Genomic DNA, 12,687 nt, shown 5'->3' with positions numbered 1-12,687 from the left:
GGGCGAAACCATTGATGTGCCGGGCCAATCAGCGCGCGACGCGCACCGGCCGATAGCTCAGGCTCCGACCAGTGCTTTCGCGGTCGGCAGCAGCGTCTGCTGCACCACCAGACCGCGGGCGCGGGCGTCCATGACGCCGACGGCACGCAGTGCGAGCAGCGTCACGGTCTGCACGGCATCGCGCATCTTGCCGGGATCTTCCAGATTGTCGGGCGCGAGCGGCCCGACCAGCGCCTCATGCAGCGCGCCAAGCAGCGCGGTCGCGGCGAGCGCAGTGTCCTGTGCCGGCAGATGGCCGGCGCGCACGGCGGCGTCGATCCGCCCCGCCATCTCGCCCGCGATCTCGCGCCGGCTCGCAAGCCTGGAGGCACTGACATCGACATCGACCGGCTCGGCCAGGATGCCCCAGGCCAGCCGGCGCTGCGACAGCGTATGGACGGCCACGGTGGTCACGGCAGCCGCCAGCGCCGAGGACGGGCCGGGCGCGGCATCGGCCGCACGGCGGATCGCCGCGAGCTCGTCGCGGGACACCTCGGAAATCAATTCGGAGATCAGCTCGGCCTTGGAGGGGAAGTAGCGATAGACGGTGCCTGCCGCCACACTGGCCCGGACCGCGACTGGCGCGATCTGCACCGCCGCCATTCCGCCTTCGGCCGCAGCCTCCCTCGCCGCCGCCAGAATGGCGCTGCGCCGAGCCGCAAGGCGCTTAACCACTTGATGCGTCCGCCGATAAACCATGGCGCGCTTCCTGTCCCACCCGCCAACCGCACGCCGCGGCCGAACGCTTCGTCATCGAATTACTACAAATCGCCCCGCAAGGACTGAACAACTATTCAGGGTGGATGACAAGAAGCAAATGCGTAAAGCGTCACACGCCGGAGGCGGGATCGCAGATCGCTCAAATTGCAGCGTATCGGTTGGCGAACACTAACCACAATTATTACCGCAGTCTTAAAGCGGGTCCGCGACTGTGACCGCGATCCATATCGGTGCAGCATGGTCGACACGGACGCCCGAACTGCCTGGCAGCTCTTCCACCTGAACTGGCTTCCCATCGCAACCATGGGCGGCTTGCTGGCGCTCGGCCTCTCCGTCACCGACCTCAGGCTCGAGCCGGTCGCCTACGGCATCACGCTCGCGATCGCGGCGACCTTCATCGCCATCGCCTATCACCACCGCATCGCCAAGGGCGATCTCGCCGATCCGAAACTGGTGTTCTCACTCGGCACGATCGGTCAGGTCATCCTCACCTGCGCCATCGTCGGACCGCTCAGCTATGTCGCCGGCAAGATGGGCTGGCCACTCCAGGACCAGGCGCTGCTCGCGATCGATCGTGCGCTCGGCCTCGATCCCGAGCCGATCGCGCGCTACGTCAACGATCATCCCTGGCTCGCGGACGCTCTTGCGCGCGGCTACGGTCTGATCAAATGGCCCCTGCTCGGCATCCCCGTCGTGCTGGCGCTGACGGCGCGTTACGTGCGGCTGCAATTGTTCATGCTGGCGATGAGCCTCGCGCTCGCCATCACCATCGCGATCTCGGCGCTCGTGCCGGCCATCGGCACTTATTACGGACTGCAGTTGCCGGCCGCGCATTTCCCCGACATCAACACCGCGGTCTACGCCGGACAGCTGCGCGACATCCTGGCGCTGCGCGACGGCAGCCTGCACGAGCTCGAACTGTTCAAGCTCGCAGGCATCGTCTCGTTTCCGAGCTTCCACGCCGCATCCGCCGCGCTCTACGTGTGGGCGCTGTGGCCGGTGCGCCGCATCGGCGGCATTGCCGCTGCGCTCAACCTCTTGATGATCGCGGCGACGCCGGTGATCGGCGCGCATTACATCATCGACGTCGCCGGCGGCATCGCGCTCGCAGCCGGCTCGATCTGGGCCGCGAAATTCTGTCTCGCATGGTTGGGGCGCGCGCCGCGGGCCTCTGCGGCAACTGCCCCATCCGCGGCCTGGCAGCCCAGCCTCGCGGAATAGCGGCGCGACAGGCCGGTCTTCTCGCGGCACGCAATCTCATCCGAATGTGGTGGTGGGCGCTTCCCCTGCGGCCATCCTTCGAAACGCTGGCGCTTCCTCGTCATTGCGGGCGCAGCGAAGCAATCCAGGAGTTTCTCCGCCTAGGCAGTCTGGATTGCTTCGCTGCGCTCGCAATGACGTTGTGGGTACACCGTGCTCACCGTCTACGGCGTGCCCTACGAGCTACGGGCTTCCCGATGTCGTGCGCCCAAACGAAAAGAGCCCCGTCCAGGACGGGGCTCTTTGTATTCCTGGTTCGTCAGCTCTTACTTGAGGCTGGACGAGATCGAACCGAACTTGGTGTTCAGGGTCGAGCCGAGGTTGTTGACGACGGTGATGATCGCCAGCGCGATGCCGGCAGCGATCAGGCCGTATTCGATGGCGGTGGCGCCGGATTCATCCTTCACGAAACGCGAAACGAGGTTCTTCATAAAACTGCTCCCAAAGAGGACACGAGGCTACAACTGGTCTGGTCTTTTTGGCTTCCCAGCGCCTTCTGACCATGGAACCGAACGTAAGGGCAAAAAATTGCGCCGCAGTTAATTCGACTGCGTAAACACAGAGCGGTTTGCGTGTATTCGACGATGGTAAACCGAAATGTAAAACGATCAGTTAAATTGCCAGGAAACGAACCGGCGCAGCTCTAGCGGTTTACCCGAAGTTATGACCGCCATGGTCCAATGCCGTCCGCTCGGCCAACCCGACAAGAACAAGACGAGGCGGCATGTCCATTTCCTTCACCAACAGCATTGCGGTGCAGAGCCGCGCGCGAGCGCTGGTGCCGCTGTGTGTCGGCGCTGGCGCCTATCTCTTCTTCCTCTATATCGGCGACACGCTGCTGCAGGATTCCGACTCGTTCTGGCAGATCAAGATCGGGCAGTGGATCCTCGACCACCACGCCCTGCCCTATACCGACTTCTATTCCTTCACGCGGCCGGGGGCGCCCTGGATCTCGACATCGTGGCTGTCGCAGGTGCTGTTCGCCTTCTCCTATGCGCAGTGGGACTGGGCCGGGCCGGTTGTCTTCACCGCGCTTGCGATTGCAGCGTCGGCCGCGGTTTTCGTCTACCTGCTCGATGCCCATCTCGAAATTCCGCGCTCCGTGCTGTTCGCGATGCTGGCGGTCGTGCTGTCGCTGCACCACATCCTGGCGCGGCCGCACATCCTGGCGCTGCCCGTGATGATCGCGTGGGTCGGCATGCTGATGGCGGCGGCCGACCGCAAGGGCACGCCGTCCTGGTACTGGCTGCCGCTGATGTCGCTGTGGGCGAACCTGCATGGCGGCTTCGTGCTCGGCCTCGCGCTGATCGGCCCGATGGCGCTCGAGGCTATCTGGACTCTCGATTCCGGCAAGCAGGTCCGGCTGCTCGCACGCTGGTTCCTGTTCGGCGTCGCTGCGATGCTCGCTGCCTGCGTCACGCCCTATGGCTGGCACACGCTGCTGGGCGCGACCAACATCCTCAATCTCGGCGAATTGCTGTCGGTCATCTCCGAATGGATGCCGGCCAATTTCGCCTCGTTCTCTGCGTTCGAAGGCGCGCTGCTCGGCCTGATCGCAATAGGCCTGTTTCGCGGCCTCACATTGTCGCCGCCGCGCATTCTCCTGATCCTGCTCTTCACCTGGATGGGGCTCACCCATGTCAGGAGCATCGAGGCCTTTGCGTTCCTGGTGCCGCTGGTGCTGGCCAAGCCACTTGGTGAAAAATCTCCGCTCCCGCAACTCGACGCGCAAGATACCGAGCGGGGCGCCGAGAGCTGGCCGGCCCGCTATGTCACCGTGACGGGCGCGCTGATGATCGCGGCGGCGGCCTGGACCTCGACCTCGATCTACATGTCGCATCATCGTTTCACCTTCACGATGGGACAGACGCCGGTCGCCGCCGTCGATCTGCTCCAGCAACGCAAGGCGCAGCGCATCTTCAACGCCTACCAGTTCGGCGGCTACCTGATCTCGCGCGACATCCCGGTGTTCGTCGACGGCCGCGCCGAGCTCTATGGCGAGAAATTCGTGATGGACTTCTTCAAGGCCGTGGAGGTCAAGAAGCTCGACAATTTGACCCGGCTGCTCGAGGAAAACAGGATCGACGCCACGCTAATGGTCGCCGATGCCCCCGCCGCGCAGGTGCTCGACCACATCAAGGGCTGGAAGCGACTTTACGCCGACAACATCGCCGTGATCCATGTGCGGGACGGCGAGCGAGAGCCGGCCACGCCGGCGAAACCATGACGATCGCGGCCAGTCTTCCCATCGCGCGGCGCCAGCGCAATCTGGCGCCGCTGTGCGTTGCGGCTGCGACCTATCTGCTGCTGCTGGTGAGCGGCGACAGTTTGCTGCACGATCCAGACACGCTCTGGCAGATCAAGGTCGGTCAATGGATTCTCGATCACCGCGCCGTGCCCTGGACCGACTTCTATTCCCTGACGCACGCGGGCGAGGTCTGGCTCTCGACGTCCTGGCTGTCCCAGGTGCTGTTCGCAACGACCTATTCTTGTTGGGGATGGGCCGGGCCGGTCGTCCTGACCGCGGCCGCGATCGCATTGGCGATGGGATTGTTGCTGGCCCTGCTGCAACGGCATCTCGATCTGCCCTACGCGCTGGTGTTTTGCCTGCTGGCGATGACGCTGGCGGCGCCGCATCTGCTGGCCCGTCCGCACGTGCTCGCGCTGCCGGTCATGGTCGCCTGGGCCGGCACCTTGATGGCCGCGGCCGATCGCGGCCGCGCGCCCTCCTTCCTGCTGCTGCCGCTGATGGCGCTGTGGGCCAACCTTCACGGCGGCTTCGTGCTCGGACTCGCCTTGATTGGCGCGATCGGGCTTGAAGTGCTCTGGCGCGCGGCGCCGGCGCGACGGCTGGCGCTCGCATGGCGCTGGACCGCATTCGGGCTAGCGGCGCTGGTGGCGAGCTGCTGCACGCCCTACGGCATAGACACCGTGCTGGGTGCTGCGCGCATCCTCAGCCTTGGCAAATCCTTCGCGGTCATCGCCGAATGGCGCCCGGCCGATTTCAGCTCGTTCAGCCCGTTCGCGGCCGCGCTGCTCGCACTGCTCGGTCTCGGGCTCTCGCGCGGCCTTCTGCTATCGCCGCCGCGCGTGCTGCTGATCCTGGTCGTCACCTGGATGGCGCTGGCGCATGTGCGCAGCATCGAAACCTTCGGCGTGCTCGTCCCGCTGGTACTGGCGCAGCCGCTGGGTGGTTGGATGAGGCGCACCGCATCGGATGCGCCGCGTACGCTGCGGATGGCGCCGGCGGCGCTGGCTGCGGTGGCCATCGTGCTCGCGACCGCAAGCGTAACCGCTACCTTTGCTGCACATCACACCTTCGAATTCTCCGCGACGCAGACACCGGTTGCCGCTGTCGATGTTCTGACTGAACGCAAGGCCGCGCGCATCTTCAATTCCTATGGCTTCGGCGGCTATCTGATCGTTCGCGACATCAAGCCTTTCGTCGACGGACGATCGGAGCTCTACGGCGAAAAATTCCTGATGGACTATTTTGCCGCCGAAGACGGTCGCGACGTGTCGGGCCTTTTACGCATGCTCGACGACAACCGGATCGACGCAACGCTGCTGATGCCGGATTCTCCGGCGGCGCAGATGCTGGATCATATCAGGGGCTGGAAGCGGGTGTATACGGACAAGGTCGCGGTGGTGCATGTGCGGGACACCACGGGCGGGCCGATATGATGCAGCCCCGGTAGCGCCGATGTCGCCTCGTCTCAAGCCGTGGCTTCTAGGACTTGCTCCCGTCGTTGTCGTTGCAGCGCTCGTCTTCTACCATTGGGATCGCCCCCGGATCTCCTTGAACCCGTTTTGCAGCGTCCGCTTTGCATATCGCCTGGATGTCACGATCGAGGTCGACGGCCGCCAGTACGCGTCGAACGCCATCAGCGAGCTACAGCATAATCGGATCAATACTGGAGGTTGGTGCAATCAGCCTATTGGGTCCATTGTCGCATTTCGCTTGGCCGATAGCCGCCTTGTGCTTCTCCGCGCAAGGCTATGCCGCGCGGCCGTCTCTGATTTCGCAGGTGGGCACGAAGCCTGGCCGACTGATCAGGGATACGAGGAAGCTCGCGCGGATGACAATTTCGTTGCCGCGATGAAGGAGCACAAGCAGGTCGACCTGATCGCCCTTTGCGGCGGCATCATTCGCGAACGGCCGACCGAAGGCGGGTATGGATACGACGGTTACATTGTCGACAGCGCAGATACGCCGACAAAATGGCGAGGATTTACCTTCGACAGCCAGAGCCCACGCGACCCTCGGCTCGTCTCGGCCACAGCGGAAGGCGCCAATCTTCCGCCTGACGATGGCCTTGAAACCATCGCTCCCGCAACCCCAGAGACAAACTTCGAATACGGAGAATGGGCGAATAGTCCCAGCGCAATGTTCTACTCGCGGCGGCGCGTCAATCAAAAGAACAGCTACACCGCTAGAGAGGAGCACCCTTGAATCCTGCCTGGACGCAATTGCGGCAGGTCGGCACGTCAGGACGGTCGCGTGCGTGGCGCGGCCACCACGACGTCGAAGTGAAGACGCAGCTCGTGGGGAGCCCATCATTCACCATCGATCACGAAAACAGAAAGGTCCCGATCAGCAGGCCCGCAGCGAAGGCGAGAAGCCCCAAAGTTGAGGCTGAAACGATACGGACGAGGATGCGAACTTGCTCCTCGTACTCCTCTTCTGCCGTCTTGTGGGACTGAGCCGTCATTGCAACTGCCCTGCCATCGCCCAGATTGGGCGGATCTACGCTCGAAATCATGGCCAAGGCGAGGCATTTTGGCCCCGCCGCGATGCCCTCCTCGTGATCTGGCGGGCCCCCCTTGAACGGGCAGGATCATTGAAGCCTCCCTTGAGGTCGCTGATCCCGCGTTAGCTATCAATTCCCCGTCCGCAATTCGCCAAAGCGCTCCCAGGTCTTGCCGTTAAAGCGCATGAACTGCATCTGGTCGACCGGGACATGGTCGGTCGCGCTGGTATTGATCTTGATGCCGGGCAGCAGCATCGGCAATTCGAGGTCATGGATCGCGAACGCCTGTTTCAGGATGTTCCCGGTCGACAGATCATCGCCGCAGGCTTTCAACACCGCTTCCAGCGCCATCGCGCTGTTGTAGGAATTGACGTAGTTGGTGTCGTGCTGGTCGGCCTCCGGCACATATTTCGTCATGAACGCGCGCCAGTCCTTGACGCCTGGATCGTCCTTCCAGTCGGGATCGTCGGGATCCTTCACGTAAGCCGTGGAGAGAATGCCGGTGCCGGCCTCCAGGCCTGCGGGCTCCATCACGGTCGAGATCCACACCGCGACGTTGGAGAGGAACGTCATGGGACGCCAGCCGATTTCAAACGACTTGCGGATCGCCTGCGCCGCGAATTTGGGCGTCGCCGCGATCACGAACACGTCGGCGCCCGATGCTTTCAACTTCACGATCTGGGAATCGATGGTCGGGTCCTGGATCTCGTAGGTCGCGTTGGTGACAACAGAATCGTATTGCTCCCCGAGCACGTCCTTGAGGCCGGCGAGATAGTCGCGGCCGTAATCGTCGTTCTGCGAGATCACGGCGAATTTCGCGTTCGGGTTTTTCGCCAGCGCATAGCGCGCGTAGAGCCGGGCCTCGTAGCGGAACGGTCCCTGCACGCCCATGGTCGCCTGCGGATATTGCGTGATGTCGGCGAATTTCGAGGCGCCGGAGCCGATGAACAGCTGCGGCACGTTCTTGGACTGGAGATATTTCGCGATCGCCGTGTTGTGGGCGGTGCCGATCGAGGAGAAGATCAGCGCGACCTCGTCGCTCTCCACCAGCCTGCGGGTCTGCTCGACCGATTTCGGCGGCGCATAGCTGTCGTCGAGCGAAATCAGATTGACCTTGCGGCCGTTGATGCCGCCCTTGTCGTTGAGCATCTTGAAATAGCCGACCTCGCCCTTGCCGAGCGCGCCGAAGGCAGAGACCGGCCCGCTATAGGGCATGGTCTGGCCGATTTTGATCTCGGTCGCGGTGACGCCGCGCATCTCGGCGGCGATGGATGGAATCGTGAATGACAGGAACGAAACGGCGCCAAGCGCGCCCAATGCCGCCGTAAAGCGCATCGGTATCCCCTCCCCTTTGTTGGTGCGATCACGCCGCACCTTTATTTGACGTGAGCATGCCATGACATCGCGGCAGACTCCAATCATTATCGCGACGGCGATCGCAGGGCGGTCGAACAGGAAGGCGCATCATGGTGCTTCGCAGTCTCTTCGTCGCGCTGCTCGTCGCGGTCTCGATCAATGCGGCGCATGCGGCACCGCAATGGCTGAGCCTGCCGCCGACGCCGACATTGCCAAAGGCGGCGCAGAGCGGCTTCGCGCCCGTCAACGACATCAGGGTCTGGTACGCAATGTTCGGCCGCGGCGAGCCGGTCATCCTGCTGCATGGCGGACTCGCCAATGCCAATTACTGGGGCCACCAGGTCCGCGCGCTGCAGCGGCACTATCAGGTCATCGTCATGGACAGCCGCGGCCATGGGCGCAGCAGCCGCAATCAGGAGCCCTATGGCTACGATCTGATGGCCTCGGACGTGGTCGGGCTGCTCGATCATCTCAAGATCAAAAGGGCAGCAATCGTTGGCTGGAGCGACGGCGCGATCATCGGTCTCGACATCGCCATGAAGCACCCGGAGCGGGTGAGCAAGCTGTTCGCCTTCGCCGCGAACTCGGATCCATCAGGCGTTGCCGATATCGCGTCGAGCGACGTCTTCAACGCCTACATCGCGAGAGCCGGCGAGGAGTACAAGCGCCTGTCGCCGACCCCGACCGAGTACAAAAGCTTCGTCGCGGAAATTACCAAAATGTGGGAGAGCCAGCCGAAATGGACGGCCTCCGATCTCGCGGCGATCAAGGTCCCGACCTGGATCGTGGATGGCGATCATGACGAGGCGATCAAGCGCGAGAACACCGAATTCATGGCGGCGAACATTCCGGGGGCCGGCCTGCTGATCCAGCCGGAGGTCAGTCACTTCTCGTTCCTGCAGGACCCCGAGCAGTTCAACGACGATGTGCTGCATTTTCTGGAACGTGCGCAGGGAGCGGCGCCGAAATGAGAAGCTTGTAGGGTGGGGTGCCCACCCTACTTTCCTCCGTCATTGCGAGCGCAGCGAAGCAATCCAGACTGCCACCGCGGAAAGACTCTGGATTGCATCGCTGCGCTCGCAATGACGGGGCGCTCAGTTGCCACCATCCGCAAATCGTCACCGCCAACAAAAAACGCGGCGTTTCCGCCGCGTTTTTCAATTCGATCTGCCGCTTGCGTTACGCCTGCGGCTGCGGCTCCAGGCCGGGATCCGGATCGGGCCGCGGGCGCGGCTTGCCAGCCGGGGGCACGGCGGAGGCGCGCGGCGTGGTCGGCTCGAGCACGGACTCGCGGTTCGGCTTCTTGCCCTTGAGCAGGTCGATGATCTCGTCGCCGGAGAGCGTCTCGAATTCGAGCAGACCCTTGGCGAGAGCTTCAAGATCGGCGCGCTTCTCGGTGAGAATGCGCGTCGCTTCGTTGTAGCCCTCTTCGACGAAACGCCGGATCTCGGTGTCGATCTTCTGGACCGTCGCCTCCGAGGCGTTCTGGGTGCGCGACACCGACATGCCGAGGAAAACCTCGTCCTGGTTTTCGCCATAGGACACGGTGCCGAGCGCCTCGGACAGGCCCCAGCGCGTCACCATCATGCGGGCAAGCCGCGTGGCCTGCTCGATGTCGGACGACGCACCCGAGGTGACCTTCTCGCGGCCGAAGATCAGCTCTTCGGCGACACGGCCGCCCATCATGATGGCGAGGCGCGAGGTCATCTGCTCGAGCGACATCGACAGCTTGTCGCGCTCGGGCAGCTGCATGACCATGCCGAGCGCACGGCCGCGCGGAATGATGGTCGCCTTGTGGATCGGATCGGTCGCGACGACGTTGAGGCCGACGATGGCGTGGCCGCCCTCGTGATAGGCCGTCAGCAGCTTCTCTTCCTCGGTCATGACGAGCGACTTGCGCTCGGCGCCCATCATCACCTTGTCCTTGGCCTCTTCGAACTCGGCCTGCGTCACCATCCGCTTGTTGCGGCGGGCGGCGGTCAAGGCGGCCTCGTTGACGAGGTTCATCAGGTCGGCGCCGGAGAAGCCCGGGGTGCCGCGCGCGATGGTCTTGAGGTTGATGTCCGGCGCCAGCGGCACCTTGCGGACGTGGACCTTGAGGATCTGCTCGCGGCCGACGACGTCCGGATTGGGCACCACGACCTGACGGTCGAAGCGGCCGGGACGCAACAGCGCGGGATCGAGCACGTCGGGACGGTTGGTCGCGGCGATCAGGATCACGCCCTCGTTGGCTTCGAAGCCGTCCATCTCGACCAGCAACTGGTTCAGCGTCTGCTCGCGCTCGTCATTGCCGCCGCCGAGACCGGCACCACGGTGACGACCGACGGCGTCGATTTCGTCGATGAAGATGATGCAGGGCGCGTTCTTCTTGGCCTGCTCGAACATGTCGCGGACGCGGCTCGCGCCGACGCCGACGAACATCTCGACGAAGTCCGAACCGGAGATGGTGAAGAACGGCACATTGGCTTCGCCCGCAACCGCACGCGCGATCAGGGTCTTACCGGTGCCGGGAGGTCCGACCAGCAGCACGCCGCGCGGAATGCGGCCGCCGAGGCGCTGGAACTTGCCGGGGTCGCGCAGGAATTCGACGATCTCCTGGAGATCCTGCTTGGCCTCGTCGACGCCGGCGACGTCCTCGAAGGTGACGCGGCCATGCGCTTCCGTGAGCATCTTTGCGCGCGACTTGCCAAAGCCCATCGCCTTGCCGGCGCCGCCCTGCATCTGCCGCGACAGGAAGATCCACACGCCGATCAGCGCAATGAACGGCAGCCAGGAGACCAGCAGCGAGACGAACCACGGCACGTTGTCGCCGGGCGGCTTCGCGGTGATCTGAACCTTGCTGTCATAGAGGCGCTTCACCAGCGTCGGATCGCTCGGCGCATACGTCTGGAAGCTGGAGCCGTTGGTGAAGGTGCCGTGGATGTCCGGGCCCTGGATCACGACGTCGCGCACATTGCCGCGGTCAACTTCGCTCAGCAGCTGGGAGAAGGCGATGTCCTGCGAGGAGGCGCGCTGACCCGGATTCTGGAAGAGCGTGAACAACGCGAGCAGCAGCAGGACAATGATGACCCAGAGGGCGAAATTGCGCAGATTGGCGTTCATCGATCTTCCTTCGTGGTCGCGCGGATCGCGGCCTGATCCTTGGGTAGTTATCTTGGGTAGTTGTCTTGGGTAGCTATCTGGTCAGCACGAGGAAATCCCCAAGGAATCCTCTCGGTTAGACGCATACAATTTAGGTGCCGCCCCGGTCGCTGCCAAGGGAACGAGATGGGACTATTTATCCCATCTTAGAGCGATTCCCGCTGAAATAATGGCGCCGGAATCGGGGTTTTTCACGCCTGGTTAAGGGTGGCCTGACGCCGCCCTGCCGAAATGGCCGGTGTCATGATCCGCCCTTATCCGCCGCTTTGCGCCGCCGGGCCGGCGCCGGCGCGACGTGGATACGCCCTCCGACAAGGCTGATCAAGGCTCCCGCCAGCGTCTGCTTCAGGATCGCACGACCATTTGCGGGTGCACGGGGACTTGCGGCCATGGTCTGATCAAGGATGGCCTGATCGAGCGCGGCCAGGAGGGTTTCGACCTTGCCGAGTTCCGCCGGCCCCTCATGGCCAAGGGCGTTGATGGCCCGCCAGAGGAGCCGCAGCCGGACCTCCTCCGGCAGGGAGGCGAAGGCCTTGGCCTCGAAACTTCGCGCGCCCGGGCCATGCGGCGCATCGCCGCGATCCCCAAGACCACGATCAAGACCACGATCCCGAAGGTGAAGGAAGCGCTCGGCGCCGTCGGTCAGCACCTCGACCGCCGTGTTGGCCCGGGCAAGCCGCGCGGCGAGCCGCACCAGATTGCGCGCATCGCCGCCCTCGCTCGCCAGCTGCGGCAACAGCGCCCGCAGCCGCGGCCGCGTGAAGGTGGTGTCGCGGTTGGTGGGGTCATCGGCAAAGCCGATCTTCGCCCGCGTCAAGGTCGCGATCAGCTGCGACTTCGGGACATCCAGCAGCGGGCGTGCCAGCACGATGCCGTCACGCATCGTGAGGCGCGCCATCGCCGACAGTCCGGCGATGCCGCTGCCGCGGAGCAGTCGCATCAACAACGTCTCGGCCTGGTCGTCGCGGGTGTGCGCGGTCAGCACATGGCTCGCGCCGGCGGCACGCGCGGCTTGCGCGAGCAGACGGTAGCGGGCCTCGCGGGCCGCGGCGGGCAGACCTGTTTTCGGCTTTGCGCCGCGCCAGCGCAGGGTCCGGTGCGTCAGCGCCAGCGCAGTCGCGAGCCGCTTGACCTCGCGCGCCTCGCGCGCCGCCTCCACCCGCAGGCCGTGATCGACGGTGACGACCACGAGCTTCGGGCCGCGGGCAAGGCTCCGCTGCCAGCGCGCCGCCAGCCACATCAGCGCGACCGAATCCGGCCCGCCCGAGACCGCGAGCACCAGCGCGGGGGCGCTTTTGAGATCGGCGAAGAGCCGCTTGGCTTCGCGCGCCGAGATCGGTGAGTTGTCGTCGTCTGACATGACGCTGCCTGGCAATCGTCAGACTGTTTAGCGCAGCACCACCCGAATTGTCAGGTTCTA

General features: G+C 64.3%; 11 protein-coding genes. 5 read left to right on the top strand and 6 right to left on the bottom strand.

Annotation, left to right across the window (positions count from 1 at the left end):
• Positions 1-57 precede the first annotated feature (57 nt).
• On the bottom strand, positions 58-738 hold the full coding sequence (locus ACPPVR_RS07425) for a helix-turn-helix domain-containing protein (protein ID WP_426613584.1): 681 nt from the start codon (positions 736-738) through the stop codon (positions 58-60).
• 258 nt (positions 739-996) lie between these two features.
• On the opposite strand from ACPPVR_RS07425, the gene ACPPVR_RS07420 reads away from it, so the two are divergent.
• Positions 997-1,980: a phosphatase PAP2 family protein gene (locus ACPPVR_RS07420; protein WP_426613583.1), complete on the top strand. Its 984-nt coding sequence runs from the start codon at positions 997-999 to the stop codon at positions 1,978-1,980.
• Positions 1,981-2,285: 305 nt separating this feature from the next.
• On the opposite strand, the gene ACPPVR_RS07415 is transcribed toward ACPPVR_RS07420, so the two are convergent.
• Positions 2,286-2,450, bottom strand: coding sequence for a Flp family type IVb pilin (locus tag ACPPVR_RS07415; protein ID WP_128949876.1), 165 nt, complete (start codon positions 2,448-2,450; stop codon positions 2,286-2,288).
• 293 nt (positions 2,451-2,743) lie between these two features.
• Here ACPPVR_RS07415 and ACPPVR_RS07410 point away from each other — a divergent pair, with 293 nt between their 5' ends.
• The 3 genes from ACPPVR_RS07410 to ACPPVR_RS07400 are packed head-to-tail and all read left to right on the top strand — an operon-like array spanning position 2,744 to position 6,472.
• Positions 2,744-4,246 carry a hypothetical protein gene (locus tag ACPPVR_RS07410; protein WP_426613582.1) on the top strand — a complete coding sequence of 501 codons (1,503 nt, stop codon included), beginning with the start codon at positions 2,744-2,746 and terminating at the stop codon, positions 4,244-4,246.
• On the top strand, positions 4,243-5,703 hold the full coding sequence (locus ACPPVR_RS07405; RefSeq protein ID WP_426613581.1) for a hypothetical protein: 1,461 nt from the start codon (positions 4,243-4,245) through the stop codon (positions 5,701-5,703). The genes ACPPVR_RS07410 and ACPPVR_RS07405 overlap by 4 nt, the downstream gene beginning before the upstream one ends.
• Before the next feature lie 19 nt (positions 5,704-5,722).
• Positions 5,723-6,472, top strand: a complete 750-nt coding sequence (locus tag ACPPVR_RS07400) for a hypothetical protein (protein WP_426613580.1) — start codon at positions 5,723-5,725, stop codon at positions 6,470-6,472.
• Positions 6,473-6,590: 118 nt separating this feature from the next.
• Here ACPPVR_RS07400 and ACPPVR_RS07395 read toward each other — a convergent pair whose 3' ends face one another.
• Together ACPPVR_RS07395 and ACPPVR_RS07390 are read right to left on the bottom strand one after the other, a co-directional pair.
• On the bottom strand, positions 6,591-6,788 hold the full coding sequence (locus ACPPVR_RS07395) for a hypothetical protein (RefSeq protein WP_426613579.1): 198 nt from the start codon (positions 6,786-6,788) through the stop codon (positions 6,591-6,593).
• Between the two features lie 111 nt (positions 6,789-6,899).
• Complete coding sequence (locus ACPPVR_RS07390; RefSeq protein WP_426613578.1) at positions 6,900-8,105, bottom strand: ABC transporter substrate-binding protein; 1,206 nt, start codon at positions 8,103-8,105, stop codon at positions 6,900-6,902.
• A gap of 131 nt (positions 8,106-8,236) precedes the next feature.
• Here ACPPVR_RS07390 and ACPPVR_RS07385 point away from each other — a divergent pair, with 131 nt between their 5' ends.
• Positions 8,237-9,097, top strand: a complete 861-nt coding sequence (locus tag ACPPVR_RS07385) for an alpha/beta fold hydrolase (protein WP_426613577.1) — start codon at positions 8,237-8,239, stop codon at positions 9,095-9,097.
• A 208-nt stretch (positions 9,098-9,305) separates the two neighbouring features.
• On the opposite strand, the gene ftsH is transcribed toward ACPPVR_RS07385, so the two are convergent.
• A complete protein-coding gene (gene ftsH, locus ACPPVR_RS07380; RefSeq protein WP_354222761.1) occupies positions 9,306-11,228 on the bottom strand; it encodes an ATP-dependent zinc metalloprotease FtsH in 1,923 nt (640 codons plus the stop codon).
• 280 nt (positions 11,229-11,508) lie between these two features.
• Positions 11,509-12,627, bottom strand: coding sequence for a tRNA lysidine(34) synthetase TilS (gene tilS, locus ACPPVR_RS07375; RefSeq protein ID WP_426613576.1), 1,119 nt, complete (start codon positions 12,625-12,627; stop codon positions 11,509-11,511).
• Positions 12,628-12,687 lie beyond the last annotated feature (60 nt).

Source organism: Bradyrhizobium sp. McL0616, from assembly GCF_049993385.1.
Lineage (GTDB): Bacteria > Pseudomonadota > Alphaproteobacteria > Rhizobiales > Xanthobacteraceae > Bradyrhizobium.
Note: the sequence above shows the minus strand (reverse complement) of the source record. Positions and strands in the feature narration are given on the sequence as shown.

Excerpts from the sequence above, each read along its gene's own strand:
- ACPPVR_RS07400 (WP_426613580.1), top strand. The coding sequence starts at position 5,723 with ATGTCGCCTCGTCTCAAGCCGTGGCTTCTAGGACTTGCTCCCGTCGTT.
- ACPPVR_RS07390 (WP_426613578.1), bottom strand. The coding sequence starts at position 8,105 with ATGCGCTTTACGGCGGCATTGGGCGCGCTTGGCGCCGTTTCGTTCCTG.
- ACPPVR_RS07415 (WP_128949876.1), bottom strand. The coding sequence starts at position 2,450 with ATGAAGAACCTCGTTTCGCGTTTCGTGAAGGATGAATCCGGCGCCACC.
- ACPPVR_RS07420 (WP_426613583.1), top strand. The coding sequence starts at position 997 with ATGGTCGACACGGACGCCCGAACTGCCTGGCAGCTCTTCCACCTGAAC.
- ACPPVR_RS07405 (WP_426613581.1), top strand. The coding sequence starts at position 4,243 with ATGACGATCGCGGCCAGTCTTCCCATCGCGCGGCGCCAGCGCAATCTG.
- ACPPVR_RS07385 (WP_426613577.1), top strand. The coding sequence starts at position 8,237 with ATGGTGCTTCGCAGTCTCTTCGTCGCGCTGCTCGTCGCGGTCTCGATC.
- tilS (WP_426613576.1), bottom strand. The coding sequence starts at position 12,627 with ATGTCAGACGACGACAACTCACCGATCTCGGCGCGCGAAGCCAAGCGG.
- ACPPVR_RS07410 (WP_426613582.1), top strand. The coding sequence starts at position 2,744 with ATGTCCATTTCCTTCACCAACAGCATTGCGGTGCAGAGCCGCGCGCGA.
- ACPPVR_RS07425 (WP_426613584.1), bottom strand. The coding sequence starts at position 738 with ATGGTTTATCGGCGGACGCATCAAGTGGTTAAGCGCCTTGCGGCTCGG.
- ftsH (WP_354222761.1), bottom strand. The coding sequence starts at position 11,228 with ATGAACGCCAATCTGCGCAATTTCGCCCTCTGGGTCATCATTGTCCTG.